Origin of the sequence: Agromyces sp. NPDC052230 (assembly GCF_040679595.1) — a bacterium.
Lineage (GTDB): Bacteria > Actinomycetota > Actinomycetes > Actinomycetales > Microbacteriaceae > Agromyces.
Genome location: NZ_JBFAVC010000007.1, coordinates 235,935 through 253,259 on the forward strand (window position 1 = coordinate 235,935; position 17,325 = coordinate 253,259).

The 17,325-nt window shown below is 71.5% G+C and carries 11 protein-coding genes and 1 pseudogene; 5 read left to right on the forward strand and 7 right to left on the reverse strand.

Features of this window, described 5'->3' with window-relative positions:
- Positions 1 to 4 precede the first annotated feature (4 nt).
- From AB0K73_RS16450 to AB0K73_RS16470, 5 genes and pseudogenes are all read right to left on the reverse strand, one after another.
- Positions 5 to 5,869, reverse strand: coding sequence for an Ig-like domain-containing protein (locus AB0K73_RS16450; RefSeq protein ID WP_360514846.1), 5,865 nt, complete (start codon positions 5,867 to 5,869; stop codon positions 5 to 7).
- A 5-nt stretch (positions 5,870 to 5,874) separates the two neighbouring features.
- The gene (locus AB0K73_RS16455) at positions 5,875 to 7,293 is read right to left on the reverse strand and encodes a serine/threonine-protein kinase (RefSeq protein ID WP_360514842.1); all 1,419 of its coding nucleotides are present in this window, start codon (positions 7,291 to 7,293) and stop codon (positions 5,875 to 5,877) included.
- 166 nt (positions 7,294 to 7,459) lie between these two features.
- Positions 7,460 to 8,284, reverse strand: a complete 825-nt coding sequence (locus tag AB0K73_RS16460) for a protein phosphatase 2C domain-containing protein (RefSeq protein ID WP_360514839.1) — start codon at positions 8,282 to 8,284, stop codon at positions 7,460 to 7,462.
- A complete protein-coding gene (locus AB0K73_RS16465) occupies positions 8,281 to 9,447 on the reverse strand; it encodes an FHA domain-containing protein (RefSeq protein ID WP_360514836.1) in 1,167 nt (388 codons plus the stop codon). The genes AB0K73_RS16460 and AB0K73_RS16465 overlap by 4 nt, the downstream gene beginning before the upstream one ends.
- 32 nt (positions 9,448 to 9,479) lie before the next feature.
- Positions 9,480 to 10,218 (reverse strand): annotated as a pseudogene (locus tag AB0K73_RS16470) (aldehyde dehydrogenase family protein); the annotation flags it as partial.
- Between the two features lie 164 nt (positions 10,219 to 10,382).
- Here AB0K73_RS16470 and AB0K73_RS16475 point away from each other — a divergent pair.
- The 3 genes from AB0K73_RS16475 to AB0K73_RS16485 are packed head-to-tail and all read left to right on the forward strand — an operon-like array spanning position 10,383 to position 13,814.
- The gene (locus tag AB0K73_RS16475; RefSeq protein ID WP_360514833.1) at positions 10,383 to 10,865 is read left to right on the forward strand and encodes an Lrp/AsnC family transcriptional regulator; all 483 of its coding nucleotides are present in this window, start codon (positions 10,383 to 10,385) and stop codon (positions 10,863 to 10,865) included.
- Positions 10,866 to 10,890: 25 nt separating this feature from the next.
- Positions 10,891 to 12,363: an aspartate aminotransferase family protein gene (locus AB0K73_RS16480; protein ID WP_360514830.1), complete on the forward strand. Its 1,473-nt coding sequence runs from the start codon at positions 10,891 to 10,893 to the stop codon at positions 12,361 to 12,363.
- 8 nt (positions 12,364 to 12,371) lie between these two features.
- Positions 12,372 to 13,814 carry an FAD-binding oxidoreductase gene (locus AB0K73_RS16485; protein WP_360514827.1) on the forward strand — a complete coding sequence of 481 codons (1,443 nt, stop codon included), beginning with the start codon at positions 12,372 to 12,374 and terminating at the stop codon, positions 13,812 to 13,814.
- On the opposite strand, the gene AB0K73_RS16490 is transcribed toward AB0K73_RS16485, so the two are convergent.
- Both AB0K73_RS16490 and AB0K73_RS16495 read right to left on the reverse strand, forming a co-directional pair.
- Entirely contained in the window at positions 13,801 to 15,018 is a 1,218-nt protein-coding gene (locus AB0K73_RS16490; protein ID WP_360514824.1) for a DUF4192 family protein, read from the reverse strand. The genes AB0K73_RS16485 and AB0K73_RS16490 overlap by 14 nt on opposite strands.
- 91 nt (positions 15,019 to 15,109) lie before the next feature.
- A complete protein-coding gene (locus AB0K73_RS16495) occupies positions 15,110 to 16,078 on the reverse strand; it encodes an aldo/keto reductase (RefSeq protein ID WP_360514821.1) in 969 nt (322 codons plus the stop codon).
- A 142-nt stretch (positions 16,079 to 16,220) separates the two neighbouring features.
- On the opposite strand from AB0K73_RS16495, the gene AB0K73_RS16500 reads away from it, so the two are divergent.
- A complete protein-coding gene (locus AB0K73_RS16500; protein ID WP_360514818.1) occupies positions 16,221 to 16,712 on the forward strand; it encodes a methylated-DNA--[protein]-cysteine S-methyltransferase in 492 nt (163 codons plus the stop codon).
- Positions 16,709 to 17,320, forward strand: a complete 612-nt coding sequence (locus AB0K73_RS16505) for a DNA-3-methyladenine glycosylase I (protein WP_360514815.1) — start codon at positions 16,709 to 16,711, stop codon at positions 17,318 to 17,320. The genes AB0K73_RS16500 and AB0K73_RS16505 overlap by 4 nt, the downstream gene beginning before the upstream one ends.
- Positions 17,321 to 17,325 lie beyond the last annotated feature (5 nt).

Genomic DNA, 17,325 nt, shown 5'->3' on the forward strand with positions numbered 1-17,325 from the left:
TCGCTCATCGGTTCCAGTACCTGGCCTTCACGCCGGCGATCTCAACATCCAACCAGACCCGATCGCCGGGCTTCGCTTCGGGGATCTGGCACGTCGTCGCCGATTGCGCGGCGCGTCCGCTCTTCTCCCCATCGATGCCGCAGGTGAAGGCGGCGGGCAGTCCGGAGTTCTCGGGAGCCGCCGTCCACGACCAGGTCTTGTCGGCCTCGCTCCACACCCGGCTCGGCAGGGCGAACGTCAGCGAGGGTTGGGCGTCGGTGGGCAGCACCTGCGACCATGGCCCGCAACTCCCCCAGACGGAGCATTCGCGCACCTGGAACCGCGCGACCTCCCCGAACGGACGGCCGAGCAGCGACCGCAGCCATCCAGACCCGCGGAATTCGACGGGCGATCCGAACTGCACGCCGTTCGCGTCGACGGCGACGATCTGGAGCCGGGGTCCGGCGCTCACGTCGGAGATGTAGCGGTCCCAGGTCTCGACGTTCATCCAGTCCATGGCGCTCGAGACGTCGGTGACCGTCCTCGGCGCCGGTCGCACCACGATGCCGGCGACCTCGGTGCTGACGCATCCGGCGCGGTTGTAGCCCCAGACGACGAAGGAGTAGCGGGTCGACTCCGTGGCCGTGCCCGTGAACTGCACGCTCGCGGCATCCGGACCGACCTGCACGACCTCGGCGACGGTGCCGCCGCTCGCGGGCGCGACCACCTCACCGGGCGCGGGACTCGTGACCGAACACGCCTGCGGACCGGTCGGCACCGACGTCTGGCCGTCGGCCAGCCGTTGCACGTAGTAGCCGCCGATCGCATCGCCGTTGCCGGAGAACGGCGACCACGACACCGTGACGGTCCCGGCGGCGGGGTCGCCCGCGACGTCGATCCCGCCCGCCACGGGTGCTCCGAAGGGAATGCCCGTGCCGCCCGCCGACGTCCACACGGTGAGCGCGGGGTACGCCTCGTTGCGCCCGCTGACGGTGAACGGCACCTGGCTGCCGTTGGTGAGCCCGCCGACCTGCGTCGCACACGTCGTCGGCGTGCACGACCCTGCGGCGTCCACCTCGCTGGAGACGCCGCCGACCGTGACCACGTACGAGTGCACCGCGCTGCCGGCGCCCGTGCCGACCGGATCCCACTCGATGCGCAACCCGCCGTCGAGCGGGAGCGCGCGGAGCCCGGTCGGCGGCGATGGGATCACGTCCGACCAGTTGGGTCCGGGTGCGTCGACCGGGTCCGAGAGGCCGATCGCGTTCCTCGCCTGCACGCGCACGGTGACCGCGTTGCCCTGGCCGTTGCCCGGCGTGGCGACGGTGCACGTCGTGGCCGCGCACGTCGAGGTGCCGACGACCTCGCCGCCGGGGGCGACGAGCGAGATGTCGTAGCCGGTGATCGGCGAGTTGTTGAAGCCGCCAGCGCCGAACACGACATCGAGCGTGCCGTCGCCGAAGCCCGTCACCTGCGCGCCCGTCACCGGATCGGGGCGGTCCTGCACCGAGACGGTCACGGTCCCCCACGCATATCGGCTCGGATCGTCGGTGGCGTCGGCGACCTGGTACTGGAGCGTCGTGTTGACGGGCGCGGCCGCCGGCGACACATCGACCGTGAGCGTCGAGCGATCCTCGCTCGGTTCGATGGACACCCCTGCCGGCAGGCTGTCGCCGAGTCCGCGCACCCCCACCACTCGGAGCGGGGTGGCCGGGAAGGGGTTGGTCGCGCGGTCGTTCGCGAGCACGTCGATCGTGGTCGTGCGGCCGCGCGCGGCGACCGCCAGATCGGGGGCGGGCTGGGCGAGCGGGCGCGTCGACGGCACCACGCGGAGCTCGATGCGGCCGGGCTTGCCCTCGCCCTGATCGTCGGCGACCGCGATCGAGACGGACTGACGCGTGCCGGAGGGCGTCGACTCGGCGGTCGTGATCGTCAGCTGCTGCCCGTCGAGCGACACCCCGAAGCCCGGCGGTTCGGGCTGCAGCACCCGGAACGCGAGCTCGTCGAGGGCCTCGGGATACGGATAGTTCGTGAGCTTCACGAGATCGATGGTCTTCGGCTGGCCGGGTTCGAAGTCGATGACCCCGCCGGTGAAGGCCGGTGGCTGGTCGTCGGTGGGCTCCACCACGATCGGAATGACGATCGTGCCCGTGCGGCCCGTCGGATCGGCGGGTGATTCCCCGTCGGTGACCGTGAACGAGAGCGACGCCGGGCCGAAGTACCCCGGCTCGCTGCGGAACCGGATGGTGTCCTCGTCGACCACGAGGTCGGTGCCGTCGCTGTGCGAGGCACGCACGGTCGCGGCGTCGGTGATCCGCACCGGCCGCCCCGATGCTGCGATGACGTACTCCTCGAGCTCGAGCACCACCTCCTCGCCGCTCTGCACGCGAACCTCGGGCGCGTCGCGGCGCAGCTGCGGAAGCGCGTCGTCGCGCCCGGGCACCCAGATGAACGCGTACGACCTGACCTCGGGATCCTCGGGATGGCTGACCGAGAACGGGACGATGCGGCGAGCATCCTCCACCTCGACGCGGATCGACCCGTCGCGGCGAATGTGGGCGCCGCGATCGTAGCCCTCGACGAGGGCGACCTGGAGGTCGGCGGCATCGCCGTCGGCGAGGAAGACGTTGCGCAGCACCGCGACGTCGACGTACTCCTCGCCGAGGATGTCGCTGAGGGTCAGCACGGTGTCGCCGGCCTCGGGCTGGGCGAGGGGCGCGTCGTCGCGCGCCTCCACGCGGAGGAAGGTGGATGCCGCGCCGAGGTGCTCGTTCTCGACCGTGTACATGAAGCCGTAGTCGCCCTCGCCCGGGGGCACCTCCACCCGAATGGTGTCGCCCTCCACCCGTGCGCGGGCGCCCGGCATCGTCGTCTCGACCGAGCGGAGGACGAGTGCTCCGCCGTCGGGGTCGGAGTCGTTCGCGAGCACGCGCACCGAGATCGTGCGGCCGGGGCGCACCGTGATCACGTCCTCGACGGCGATCGGCGCGCGGGCCCCGTCGAGCCGTGGGGCGACGCCGACGCGGACGGAGCCGGTCGCGCGCGCGCCCAGCGCGTCGACCACCGCGTACTGGAAGGTGTCGGTTCCGGCGGAGTACTCGCCGGCCTCGTACTCGAGCCAGTCGCCGCCTCGCGACACGACCGCACCTCGATCGGGGTTCGACTCCTGGCCGAGCAGCTGCACCGAGTCGCCGTCGGGGTCGATCCCGCCGAGGGGGATCGGGATCCGCACCGTGTCGCCGGCGAGCACCCGCGCGGTCACGGTCTGCGGCACCGGCGCGCTGTTCGTCTCGGGGTCGGCTTCGCGCACCGAGATGTGCACGGTCGCGGTCGCGTACTGGCCGTCTGGACCGTCGACGCGATAGGCCGCCTCGAACTCGCCGGCCTCGTCGGGCGCGAAGTAGCGCAGTCGGTCGCCCGCGGTGAAGAGGAGCCCCGCCTCGGGCTTCCGGACGAGCTCGGGCGCGAGCGTGATCGGCAGCGTGTCGGGGTGCTCGTCGTTGTCGAGCACGGCGATGTCGACCACGTCGCCCGTGCGCGCGGAGATCGTGTCGGGCGCCGCGACGGGCGGCTGCGTGCGGCTCGGCTCGGGGACCTCGACGAGCGTGACCTCACCTTCGGCCTCGGCCAACCCGTTGCTCACCCGGTAGCCGAACACGGTCGAGCCGGTCGCCAGCGGCTGCGTGAGGGTGACCCGGAGGATGCGGTGGTCGATGATCTCGACGCGAACGCCCTCGGCCTCGGCCTCCCCCTCCCCGGTCAGGCCGGTGACGATCAGCACGCCGCCGGTCGGGTCGATGTCGGTCGCGAGCACATCCACGTCGACGGGCCGGTCGAGCCTGAGGAACGCGGTGTGCGGCACGGTGATCGGCGTCGTGTCCCGGTCGGGTGGCGCAGACACGTCCACCCGTACGAGCCCCGTCGCCGTCTGGGTGCCGTCGCTCACGGTGTACTCGACGTAGTGCGTTCGCGCGACGACGCTGGCGAACCGGAAGCTGCCGCCGTCGAAGTCGGGCACGAGCTCGACGTCGGGTTTGGCGGGCACGGCGCTGAGACGTGCGTGGCCCGAGCCGCCGCGCACGTGGCGCAGCGGGTCGATGCGGATCTCCTCGCCGGCCGTCGCGAGCGCCACGAAGGGCTCGGCGATGAGCGGGACGTCGCCGGGGGCGCGCACCGCGACGGTGAGCACGCCGGCGCCGTCGTCGCGACCGTCGGAGACCGCGAGGGAGACGCCGCGCGCCGCGCCGCCACCGCCCTGCTCGTCGAACACCACCACGCCATCCGCGGTCGAGGAGACGGCATCGGGCTCCGCCGTCGCCACCTCGCGGAGGAAGAACGGGTCACCGTCGGGATCGACCCAGTCGCCGAGGACCGCCGTGGTGAGTCGACCGCCGCTCTCGACGGACGCCTTCGTCTCGCGCTGCTGCACCGGCGGCGCGTTCTCCTCGGGTTCGCGCACCGTCACGGTCACCGTGGCGTGGGCCGTGCCGCCACGCCCGTCGCCGACGGTGTAGCCGAAGGAGACGATCCCGGATGCCTCGTCGCCGAGCGTGAGCTGGAGCTGCTGGTTGTCCGCTACGCGGTCGATCCGCGCTCCGCCCGGCAGCTCGCCGTCGACGGCGTCGACGACGAGCACGTCGCCGTTCGCGTCGTAGTCGTCGAGCAGTACGGGCAGGAGGGTCGAACGTCCGGGGCGCGCGCCGAACTCGTCGGGGTTCGCCACCGGGGGCACCTGGCTCTTCTCGAGGGTCGGCTTCTGGTCGGGGTCGTTCTGTTCGACCGTCTCCTCGTTGCGCTCGTCGTTGATGAGGGCGTCCCAGTTGTCGATCAGCCCGTAATCGTCGGCGGCGGCCCAGGCCATCCCGCTCCCACGGTCGTTGAGCACGAGCGCCTCGCCGTTGGCGAGGAATGCGAGGTTTCCGGCGCCGGTCGCGCCGTCGAGCTCGACCTGCCGCTCGCCCGAGCCGGGGCAGGAGCGCCACGCCTCGCCGCGCCCCCAGGCCGCGTGGAGGCATCCGTCATGCAGCACCGGCGCCGCCGGCGCTCCCGTGACGTCATCGACGAGCACCTGCGGCTCGCCGAGGTCGAGGCGCACCGTCACGAGGCCGCGTCGATGCGCGATCGCCACCGAGTCGCCGTCGAGTGACGGCGACTGCAGCACCGGGTCGGCGGACTGGTCGAGGACGTCGGTCAGGTCGACCTCGCGGCCGTCGACCCAGAGCGTTCGGGCCTTCACATCGAGCACCGCCCAGCGGCCGTCGACCGACGTGACCTGCACCTCTGGATCTCCGCCCACGGCGGGCACCTGCCACCTGGCCGCGACCGTCTCGGCCTCGGCGGCGTCGACCCGGGCGATCACGCCCGTGGACGGCGTGTAGGCGAACAGCACACCGGCGGGGTCGACACTGGTCACGGCACCCGCGCCGAACGTGAGCAACGGATCGGCTTCGCTGTCGAAGTCGGCGAACTCGGAGACGGGGGTCGACCAGACATCGCCGTCAGCCGCGACGACGACGCGGGCCCCGGCGAGCGCGACGGCGCTCGACTCGGGCGGCACGGCCACGGTCTTGACGACGGTCGACGTGGTCGGGTCGACGACGCCCACGCTCGCGCGCTCGGGGTCGAACACGAGCACCGTCGACCCGTGCTGCACGACCTTCGACGACGACCCTCCCGTCTCGACCACGGAATTCAGCTCGTGCACCGCGGTGTTGGCGCGACCCACGACCTGCAATCCGTCATTCACGACCCACACGGCGGCGTCTCCGAGGTCGACCCGCTGGGCCGCGTATCCGCCGGATGCGACGGCCACGCCCGCAACGAGGGCGACGATCGCGGCGACGGCGCCCGCCGTAGCGAGCGCCGATCGGTGGGCGGTGAGCCGCGGCATCCGCATCAGCCGGCCTCCGCCTCGACGTCGACGCAGCGTTCGGCGCTCGGCGCGCCGGACTTGCCGTCCCGTGTGACGGTGACGCTCGCGCACACGCGCTCGCGCTCGTCGACCGCCACGTCGACGCGCGCGGTGCGCTGCATCGGCCGAGGCTCCCCGTCGACGGTGACGACGTACGCGTCGCCGTTCTGGATTCCGGGGTCGTTCCACGTGAACACGACGGCGGCACCGTCGAACTCCCCCTGCACGTCGGCCACCACCGGGATGGACCTGGATCCCTGCACCACCGTGAGGATGCCCGCGCCGACGACGGAGACGAGAAGCACCGCGGCGAGTGAGATGCCCCACACGAGGCGCTTGGCGGTTGGGGGTGCGACGCGCCCGCGGCTCGTCGACGCCTCTTGCGGGCGGGAGTCGCCGCCGAGCCCCGAACCCGGCCCGCGCACCGTGGAGCGGCGGATGCGCCGGCGCTTGCCGTGACCACTGTCGATCGCATGCTGGCCGTTGATGCGGGTGCGCTCGTCGAGGTCGACGGCGGTCGCGAGCGCCCAATCGTCCATCGCGACCTCGAGCGGCGTCTGCGGGAGCCCGAGCTCCTCCTCCACGGACTGCAGGTCGCGGATGAACTCGAGCGCGCTCGCCTGGCGATCCTTCGGCCGGCGGGACATCGCCCGCGCGAGCACGCGCTCCAGGCTCTCGGGCACGTCGGCGCGACCGGTCGGTGCGAGCTTCGCCTTCTCGATCCGGGACATCAGCGTGATCGAGGAGTTGTCACCGCCGGGAACCTCGAACGGGCTGCGACCGGCGACGAGCGAGTAGACGGTGGCACCGAGCGACCAGACTTCGCTCGCGACCGTGCCGGAGATGTCGTCGTGCAGCACCTCGGGAGCCGACCACGGGATCGACAGGCCGACGGCGTCGGCCATCTCGGCCTCGCCGAGTGTGGCGGCGATGCCGAAATCGCTGAGCACCGGGTGCCCGTAGGCCGTGGTGAGGATGTTCGAGGGCTTGATGTCACGGTGCAGGACGCCCTGCCGGTGCGCCGTCTCGACCGCGCTCGCGATGCGGACGCCGATCGACAGCGCCTCGGCGAGCGGCAGCTGCACCGCGCGATAGCGCTGGCCGAGCGCCGCGGAGCAGTACTCCATGACCATGTACGGTCGGCCGTCGGCGGCGACGGACGCCTGGTAGACGGTGAGGATCGACGGATGCGACGACAGCTGGGCCATGATGTTGGCCTCCGCCTGGAACATCTGGCGCATCTCGTCGTTGACGACCTCGGCGAGCAGCACCTTCACGGCGACGAGCCGGCGCGGCATGTTCTGCTCGTAGAGGAACACGTCGGCGAACCCGCCTGAGCCGAGCACGCGGATGAACGCGAACCCGGGCAGGTTCGGCGGAGTGGACGGCAGACGCCTCGACACGTTCCTCCCTGCACTCCGGTGCCTCGACGCCACCCGTGATCCGGCGGCGACCGGTGCCCCCATTGTAGGTTGGCGACGGATGCCACGACGAAGCGGTCTTCACAGTGATCCTGATCGGCGCGCGGCATCCGTCGGCGACAGCCTCCATCGCTGGTTCGGTGCCCGGTCAGTGCAGGTCGCCGCCCCCGGCGCTGTGCCGGGCCCCCGGCGGACGTACGACCTTCAGGACGTCGAGGACGATGACCGTCACATTGTCGCGACCGCCGTTGCCGAGCGCCGCCTCGAGGAGCTGCCGCGCCGCGGCGTCGGCCTTGCGATTGGCCATCAGGAAGTGCCGGATGCCGTACGAGGTCAGTTCCTTGGTGAGGCCGTCGGAGCAGATGAGCAGGCGCATGCCCTCCTCGATCGCGATGGCTCGGTAGTCGGGGATCGGTGCCTCGTGGAAGCCGACGGCGCGCGTGATCACGTTCGAGTGTGGATGCGTGTCGGCCTCCTCGCGCGTGATCTGGCCCGCGTCGACGAGTTCCTGCACGATCGAGTGGTCGACCGTGAGCTGCTCGAGCACGCCGCCGACGAGGCGGTAGACGCGCGAGTCGCCGATGTTGAAGATGATCCACGCGGGCTCGTCGGAGATCGCACCGAGCGCGGCGCCCGTGACGGTGGTGCCACTGCCCTCATCGGTGACGCCCGCCCCACGGCCCATGTCCTGTACGGCGAGCCGGAGCGACTGGTCGATCTCGGGCGTGCCCATGATCGACTTGCCGCCATGCTCGGCGAGCCTCGTCACCACGGCGGCGCTCGCGAAGTCGCCGGCGGCGTGGCCGCCCATGCCGTCGGCGACGGCGAAGATGGGGGCCTGGGCGACGAAGCTGTCCTCGTTGACCTCACGCCGCATGCCCGTGTCGGTCACCGCGGCCCACGAGATCTCGAGCTCGGTGCCGTCGGGCAGGCCGATGCGATGCCGGACATTGCCGTTGCCAATCTGCGTCACGGGTGCGGCCTGCTGTCTGTCGGGAATCGGGCTGCCGGGACTCCGGGCGCTCCAGGGGCGGGAGCGAGGGAGATCTCGATGATCGTATCGTCTCCGAGGTCGAGGCTGGTGCCCGGGGCGACGACGATGGACTCGCCGGATCGCATCCGCCGGCTCCCCGACACCCCGTGCACGACGGTGCCGTTCGTGGAGCGCAGGTCGGTCGCCACGAGCCGCGTGCCCTCCACGCGCAACTCGAGGTGCGTGCCCGAGACGACCGCGTGCGGCGAGTCCACGGTGACGAGCTCGTGCGCCGCTCCCGAGCCCGCGATACGTGGCGGCAGCGGGCGACGGCCGATGAGCACCGGTGCCGTCACCGGGCGTGCCGCGCCCGTGCCGACGCGGAAGGCCGGCACGAGGAATTCCGGTACGGCAGTGTCCTCAGGGGACGGGGCCGACCCCTCGGGAAGTTGCGAGGTCCCCATGGGCGCTGCCTCCCCGGTTGCAGCGCGGCCGGGAAGCTCCAGGTCGAACGCGGGGATCACGATCGGGGTGGTCGGGACATCCGCCGGCCGCCTCGTCGTGCGGACCGTGTCGGCGTCCGCGTGATGCGGCAACCGGCTGCGCGGCACGAGGATCGTGTCGGCGTCCGCCGCAGATGCGGCCGCGTCGCGGAGTGCCCGCGCCGCGTCGCGAGCAGCGTGCGGGGCCGATTCCCACTCGATCGACGTGGCGCAGAGGCTCGCGCGGGCGTGCGGCACGGGATCGGTCGCACCCCCGAGGCGGTCGAGCGGCGCGTCGGCCGTGGTGATGCGCAGCGCCACCACGTCGGTGAACTCGGCGAGATGCCAGGGGCGGATGCCGCGAGCGTCGAATCGACGGGTGCCGCCGGGCGACGTCAGGTCGACGACGGCATTCCCACGCACGACCGCGGTCACCTCGGTCGGATCTGCGCCCGGCCACCAGACGATCGCGAACGAGTCGACCTGTCCGGCGCCGCCGGTCGGGATGGCTCCGACCAGCGACTCGATCTGCACGCGTTCATCGCCCGCCGCCTCGGCGAGCGCCGTCGAACCTGCGTCGGGAGCGGGCGCGGCGAGCGCGGCGATGAAGCGATCGCCCACGATGAAGTCCCATGCGACCGCACCGGGCACGGCGGCGCTCATGAGGGATCCCGCGACCATGGCGACCAGTCTGGCACCGTCGTGTCCGGTCGTCAGCCGATGGCGCTCATCACGTGCTTGATCCGCGTGTAGTCCTCGAAGCCGTAGTTGGAGAGGTCCTTGCCGTAGCCCGAGTGCTTGAACCCGCCATGCGGCATGACCGACACGAACGGGATGTGGGTGTTGATCCAGACGCAGCCGAAGTCGAGGCGCTTCGCGAAGCGCATCGCCCGCCCGTGGTCGCGCGTCCAGACCGACGAAGCGAGCGCGTAATCGACGCCGTTCGCCATGGCGAGCGCCTCGGTGTCGTCGTGGAAGGTCTGCACGGTGAGCACTGGTCCGAAGATCTCGCGCTGCACGGCCTCGTCGTCCTGCCGCAGCCCCGTGACGATCGTGGCCTCCCAGAAGTAGCCGACATCGCCCTGCCGGCGCCCGCCGAGCGCGCCCACGAGTTCATCGTGCACCGATTCGTGCACGATGACGCGCGACGCCGGCGGGCAGGAACTCGACGGCCACCTTGGCGAGGAGCAGTGTCGAGAGCGGCGTGGTGTCGCTCGGCTTCAGCACCACGGTGTTGCCGGCGGCGATGGCCGGCGCGATCTTCCAGACCGCCATGTTGAGCGGATGGTTCCACGGCGTCACCTGGCCGATGACCCCGATGGGCTCGCGGCGCACGAACGAGGTGTGGTCCTTCAGGTCCTCGCCGGCCGAGCGGCCTTCGAGGAACCGGGCGGCGCCCGCGAAGAATCGCAGCTGGTCGACCGACTGCATGATCTCGTCGGCGACGAGCGTGACCCTGCGTGGGCGCCGCCCTCGGCGCCAGGCCGGCGCCGTGCGCCCATGGTAACCGGGGATTCGTCGCCAAAGCGAGGGAACAGCTGTGGAATCAGTTGTCGAGGGTGTTCGATTCGACGGATTCACTTGCGAGCGGCATCCGTCACTGACACAATCGACGAATGACGAACACAGCCCGCTCGGCTTCGCCGCGCCCGGTGACCCTCGACGACGTGTCGAAGGCGATCATCGAGCAGTTGCAGGCGGACGGGCGCCGGTCGTACGCCGACATCGGCAAGGCGGTCGGGCTGAGCGAGGCGGCCGTGCGCCAGCGAGTGCAGCGGCTCACGGAGTCGGGCGTCATGCAGATCGTGGCGGTGACCGACCCCATGCAGCTGGGCTTCACTCGACAGGCGATGATCGGCGTCCGCGCCGGCGGCGACACCCGCGAACTCGCCGAGCGGCTCGCCGAGATCCCCGAGATCGACTACGTCGTGCTCACGGCGGGCAGCTTCGACCTCCTCGCCGAGGTCGTGTGCGAGAACGACGAGGAGCTCATCGACCTCCTCAACTCGCGCATCCGGAACCTGCCCGGCGTGCTCAGCACCGAGACGTTCGTCTACCTGAAGCTGCAGAAGCAGTTCTACAACTGGGGCACCCGCTGAGCGGCGCCCTCAAAGGAGGACAGAGATGACCACCCTCGACTCGGCGACCACCCCCGGCGCCACCGGCTACGACGACGCCGCGCTGCAGCAGAAGGCCAAGGACCACCTCTGGATGCACTTCGCGCGCCAGTCGACGATGGAGACGTCGGGCGTGCCCATCATCACCCGTGGTGTGGGCCACCACATCTACGACATCGAGGGCCGGGAGTACATCGACGGGCTCTCGGGACTCTTCGTGGTGAACGCCGGCCACGGGCGCCGCCGCCTCGCCGAGGCCGCCGCGAAGCAGGCGGAGCAGCTCGCGTTCTTCCCGATCTGGTCGTACGCGCACCCGTCGGCGATCGAGCTCGCCGACCGGCTGGCCGGCTACGCCCCCGGCGACCTCAACCACGTCTTCTTCTCCACCGGCGGCGGCGAGGCCGTCGAGACGGCCTTCAAGCTCGCCAAGTACTACTGGAAGCTCCAGGGGCGGCCGACGAAGCACAAGGTGATCTCGCGTGCGGTCGCCTATCACGGCACGCCCCAGGGTGCGCTCGCGATCACGGGCATCCCGGCGATGAAGGAGATGTTCGAGCCGGTCACCCCCGGCGGCTTCCGAGTGCCGAACACGAACTTCTACCGCGCCGCCGACGTCGGAGCGCCCGCCGATGACATCGAGGCCTTCGGCGTCTGGGCCGCGAACCGCATCGAGGAGATGATCCTGTTCGAGGGCCCCGAGACGATCGCGGCGGTCTTCCTCGAGCCGGTGCAGAACTCGGGCGGATGCTTCCCGCCGCCCCCCGGCTACTTCCAGCGCGTGCGCGAGATCTGCGACCAGTACGACGTGCTGCTCGTCGCCGACGAGGTCATCACCGGATTCGGCCGCATCGGCAACATGTTCGCGTCGACCACCTACGGGTTCCAGCCCGACATGATCACGTGCGCGAAGGGCATGACGTCGGGGTACTCCCCCATCGGCGCCACGATCATCTCCGACCGGATCTACGAGCCCTTCAAGACCGGCACGACGTCGTTCTACCACGGCTACACCTTCGGCGGGCACCCGGTGTCGGCCGCCGTGGCGCTCGAGAACCTCGACATCTTCGAGGAGGAGGGCCTGAACGAGCGCGTCCGCGAGAACTCGCCGCTGTTCCGTGCCGAGCTCGAGAAGCTCCTCGACATCCCGATCGTCGGCGACGTGCGCGGCGACGGCTACTTCTTCGGCATCGAGCTCGTGAAGGACAGGACGACCCGCGAGACGTTCAACGACGAGGAATCGGAGCACCTGCTGCGCGGCTTCCTGTCGAAGGCGCTCTACGACGCCGGCCTCTACTGCCGCGCCGACGACCGCGGCGACCCCGTGATCCAGCTCGCGCCGCCGCTCACGATCGGCGTCCCCGAGTTCCAGGAGATCGGGCAGATCCTGCGCGACGTGCTCACCGAGGCCACGAACCGCGCGGCCGACTTCAAGGGTCACCGCCACGGCGGTGAACATCTCCTCGTGCCCGCACGCGTCTGATGGCAGGGGTGCGCCGGCCTGCGACCACGGATGCGTCGCAGGCCTCGTACCGTCGATCGAGCTTCTGGCTCGATGACCTGGTGGTCTCGGGGCGCGACGACCTCGCGCCCCGGGCCCCGCTCACCTCCGATGCGCGGTTCGACGTGTGCGTCGTGGGGGGTGGGCTCACCGGACTCTGGACGGCGTACGCGCTGGCGAAGGCCGATCCGACGCTCGGCATCGCCCTGCTCGAGCGGGAGATCGCCGGGTTCGGTGCGTCGGGGCGGAACGGCGGATGGTGCTCGGCGCTGTTCCCGCGGTCGACGGCATCTCTCGAGCGCGAGCACGGATTCGACGCGGCCATCGCGATGCGCCGCGCCATGATCGACACGGTCGACGAGGTCGGCCGCGCCGCGGCGGCGGAGGACATCGACTGCGACTACGAGCGGGGCGGCACGGTGGTGTTCGCCCGCTCCGAGGTGCAGCGCCGTGCGGCCAGGGCCGATGTGGAGGACGCGCGTCAGTTCGAGGTCGACCGTGTCGAATACTTGGACGGGCGCGCGGTCTCGGCGAGGTTCGGCGTGACCGGGCTGGACGACGGCGATCCTGCGGCGACGTTCGACCCCGCCTGCGCCCGGGTGCACCCGGCGAAGCTCGTGCGCGGACTCGCGGACGTCGTGGAGTCGCTCGGCGTCACCATCTTCGAGCGCACCGAGGTCATCGACTGGGCGGCCGGCCGTGTTCGGTTCCGCGGGATCGACGGGGGCGACGAGGGCACGGTGTGGGCCCGGCACGTCATCATCGCGCTGGAAGGCTACGGGTCGCAGCTGCCGAGGGTGCGCCGGCGCATCCTGCCGCTCTACTCCCTCATGATCGCGACCGAGCCCCTGGCCGACGACGTGTGGGACGAGATCGGCATCGAGCACGGCCAGACGTTCAGCGACTACCGTCACCTGCTCGTCTACGGTCAGCGCACCGCCGACAACCGCTTCGCGTTCGGCGGCCGCGGGGCCCGGTATCACTGGGGCAGCAGCGTCGACCCGGCATTCGAACGCGTCGACCGCGTGTTCGAGCACCTGCACCAGACCCTCGGCGACCTCTTCCCCGCCGCCGCGCACGCGCGCATCACGCACCGCTGGGGTGGACCCCTGGGCGTCGCGCGAGACTGGCACGCCACCGCGAGCTACAACCCGAAGACGGGCGTCGGGTTCGCCGGCGGCTACGTCGGCGACGGGCTGTCGACCACGAATCTCGCCGGTCGCACGCTCGCCGACCTCGTGCTCGGCCGCGACACCGAGCTCACCCGGCTGCCCTGGGCGAATCACCGCTCGCCGTTGTGGGAGCCCGAGCCGCTGCGGTTCGCCGGAGCGAACCTCGGAATCCTCGGCATGCAGCTGGCGGATCTCGAGGAGCACCTCACCCTCCGCCCGTCGATGGCCGCCCGCCTGATCGCCCCGCTCACCGGTCACTGACCTCTTCTGCGGGCCCGGCCTCCTCGGCGGAACCCTCGTCGTCGGAGCCTTCCTCGGCGGCGACGAAGGCCCAGTCGGGCAGCGCACCACTGCCGATGAAGGCCGACAACAGGTTGGCCATGGAGTGCGTCGGCTCCGCGTCGACCGCCCGGTCGATCAGCGCGCCGGCCGCAGAACCGCGGCCGAGCGACCAGGCGAGCCAGGCGGCGATGCACAGGATCCCGACGCGCCGGTCGGCCGGCGCGTCGGCGATGAGCTGACCCAGCAGGCCGAGCGCCCGTTCGACCCGTGAGACCTCGGGCCGCGTGGTGGCCTGCCCGAGCAGGAGGCTGCCGAGCGCGCGGCTCACATCACCCTCGGTATCGCGCTCGAACTCGCGCTCGACCAGGTCGTCGACCGTTTCGCCGTTCCGCGCGGCGCGAGCGGCGGTGAGTTCCGTGTCGTCGAGCGCGAGCCGGCCGACGTCGGCGCCGAACGCGAACTGCAGCATCATGGCGTCCCGCATCGGCGGCGAACCCGCGAGGTGCGCGAACCACGCGAGCCGATGGGCGGGATGCCGGGGATGCGCGCCGACCGCCTCCCCTACGAGCGCCTCGACGAGTTCGACGGGATCGGCCTCGGCGCCGAGTCGCTCGAGGCATCCCTCCAGGCGCGCCGGATCGGCGAGCGCGGCGAGTTCGTCGGCGATCGCGGCGGCGGCACTCGGATCGGATTCGGGGAGCTCGCCCGTCACGACGGGGGCGTCCGCTCCTCCTTCGGTCGCCAGTGCCGCCGCCTCGCTCTGCTCGATGTGGGTGAGCGGATGCCCCGAGCTCGGCGTCTCGGGGTCGAGGAACGAGCCCCAGGCATCCGTCGCCCGGCACAGCGCGTCGCGCACGAGGAAGCCGGCCTGTTCTGCGCGGCGCACCACGAGGGAGAGGAGGGCGCGTTCGGGCAGCCCCCGTTCGGCCGCGAACGTGCGGTCGGTGTAGACGATCGGCACCACGCCGTCGACACCGGGCATCCGGCACAGCGTGCCGACGATGGAGGTGACGATCGCGGGGCGGTCACGCGCCCGGCGGGGCAGGTCGTGGCGGAGGACGCCGATCGAGCGGGTGCCTCGAAAGGCGATGCACACGATCGATCGGGTGGGACGGAAGCCGGCCAGCGCCGGGACGAGCGCCAGCAGGTCGTGCGCCGCACCGGCGCGGATGATGGTGGTCATGCCGCAAGCGTGCGCCCGCGGCATCCGTCAGCGAGCCCGTCGGGCCGCGCCGCAGGTGAGTCGCGCGGAAACGGCCGATGTTGGGGAGCAGTCAGCGACCGGCGAAGATCTCCGAGACCTCGGCGACCTCGGCGTCGGTGGGCTGCCACGCCGAGCCCGCCGCGGCGTTCTGGCGGATCTGCTCGGGCCTCGTGGCCCCGGCGATGACGCTCGAGAGGGCGGGCTGGGCGAGCATCCACCCGAAGGTCGCCTCGAGCATGGTGAGGTCGCGCTCCTCGGCGAACGCCCGATAGCGGTCGAGCACGTCCCACGGCGCCTGCTCGACGAGGTACGGCCGCTGGCGCATGATGCGGGTGTCGGCCGGGCGCTCGTCGCGTCGGAACTTCCCGGTCAGCAGGCCGTTCTGCAGCGGAAAGAAGGGCAGGAAGCCGACGCCGAAGTGACGGGCGGCCGGCAGCACCTCGGCCTCGGCGCCGCGCGCCAGCAGGCTGTACTCGTTCTGCGCCGAGACGAACCGCGTGGTGCCGAGCTCGCGGGCGACGAGTTCGGCCTCGGCGAGCTGCCATCCCGACAGGTTGGAGTGCCCGACGTAGCGCACCTTTCCCTCCCGCACGAGGTCGTCGAGGGCGGCGAGCGTCTCATCGATGGGGGTGCCCGGATCGGGCGTGTGCAGCTGGTAGAGGTCGATCCATTCGGTCTGCAGCCGCCGGAGCGAGCCCTCGACGGCGAGCCGGATGTAGCGACGCGATCCGCCGGCGCCCCACGACGGGAGGGCCGAGCGGATGCCGCTGTGCCCGAACTTCGTCGCGATGACGACCTCGTCGCGGCGACCCCTGAGCGCGCGGCCGAGCAGAGCCTCGCTGAGCCCGTAATCGCGGCCGTACACGTCGGCCGTGTCGATGAGGGTGACGCCGGCTTCGAGCGCCGCGGCGACGACCGCGTCGGTGCCCTCCTGGGTCTCGGTGGCGGTGCCCGCCCGACCGAAGTTGTTCCCGCCGAGGCCGACCGCCGAGACGCGGAGGCCGGAGCGGCCGAGGGGACGGTATTCGAGTCCGGTCATCCCCTCAGCCTAGGGGCGGGACTGCGCCGGCGCGGTGCCGTGTGTGGTCCGACTCGTCCTCCACAGACGGCCTCCCCGGGCAGGTTTCCGCGATGTCCGATTCCCGCGAGTCGATGTCGGATGCCGCGGCTACGCTCGAACCATGACCAGCGTGTTCCTCACCCGCCTCGACAGCCCCATCGGGCGTCTCGAGCTCCTCGGCGACGACGTCGCCGTCACCGCACTCAACATCGAGCGCAATGGCGTGCTTCCCCACGACGGGGAGCCCGAGCGCTCGAACCCCGTCCTCGATGCCGCACGTCAGCAGCTCGTCGAGTACTTCGCCGGCACCCGAACCGAGTTCGACGTGCCGGTGCGGCTCGTCGGCACGCCCTTCCAGGAGGCGGTCTGGCACGAGCTCGAGCGACTCCGCTGCGGCGAGGCCACGTCGTACGGCGCCCTGGCGGCTGCCGTCGGCAAACCCGGCTCCGCGCGGGCGATCGGCGGTGCCGTCGGCGCGAACCCCGTGCCGATCATCGTCGGATGCCACCGGGTGCTCGCGTCCGACGGACGAATCACGGGGTACTCCGGCGGCCAGGGCGTACCCACAAAGCTGTGGCTCCTCGGCCACGAGCGCATCGGGTTCGCCGCGTGAGCGTGGTTCCACGCGCCGAGCTCGTGGAGGGCGACGACGGACTGGTTCGATGCGCCTGGGGCGCCGGCGACCCCGAGTACCGCCGCTACCACGACGAGGAATGGGGCACGCCGCAGCACGACCCCGTGCGGTTGTTCGAGAAGGTGTGCCTCGAGGGGTTCCAGGCGGGCCTCTCGTGGATCACGATCCTGCGGCGACGCCCGGCGTTCCGTGAGGTCTTCCACGGGTTCGATGCCTCGCTCGTCGCGGCGATGACGGAGGCCGACGTCGAGCGTCTGCTCACCGACGCGCGAATCATCCGCCATCGCGGCAAGATCGAGGCGACCATACAGAACGCCCGGGCGACCCTCGCACTGGAGGAGCCGCTCACCGAGTTGCTGTGGAGCTTCGCACCGGCGCCTCGCGAGACCTCGCCCGGCTCGTTCGCCGAGGTGCCCGCAGTGACGCCCGAGTCGACGGCGATGAGCAAGGAGCTTCGGAAGCGAGGCTTTCGCTTCGTCGGTCCCACCACGATGTACGCCCTCATGCAGGCCGCGGGCATGGTCGACGACCACCTCGCCGGCTGTCACCGGGCGCGATCGGGAGCGGCGGTCGTCGCTTCGGGCTGAAGCTC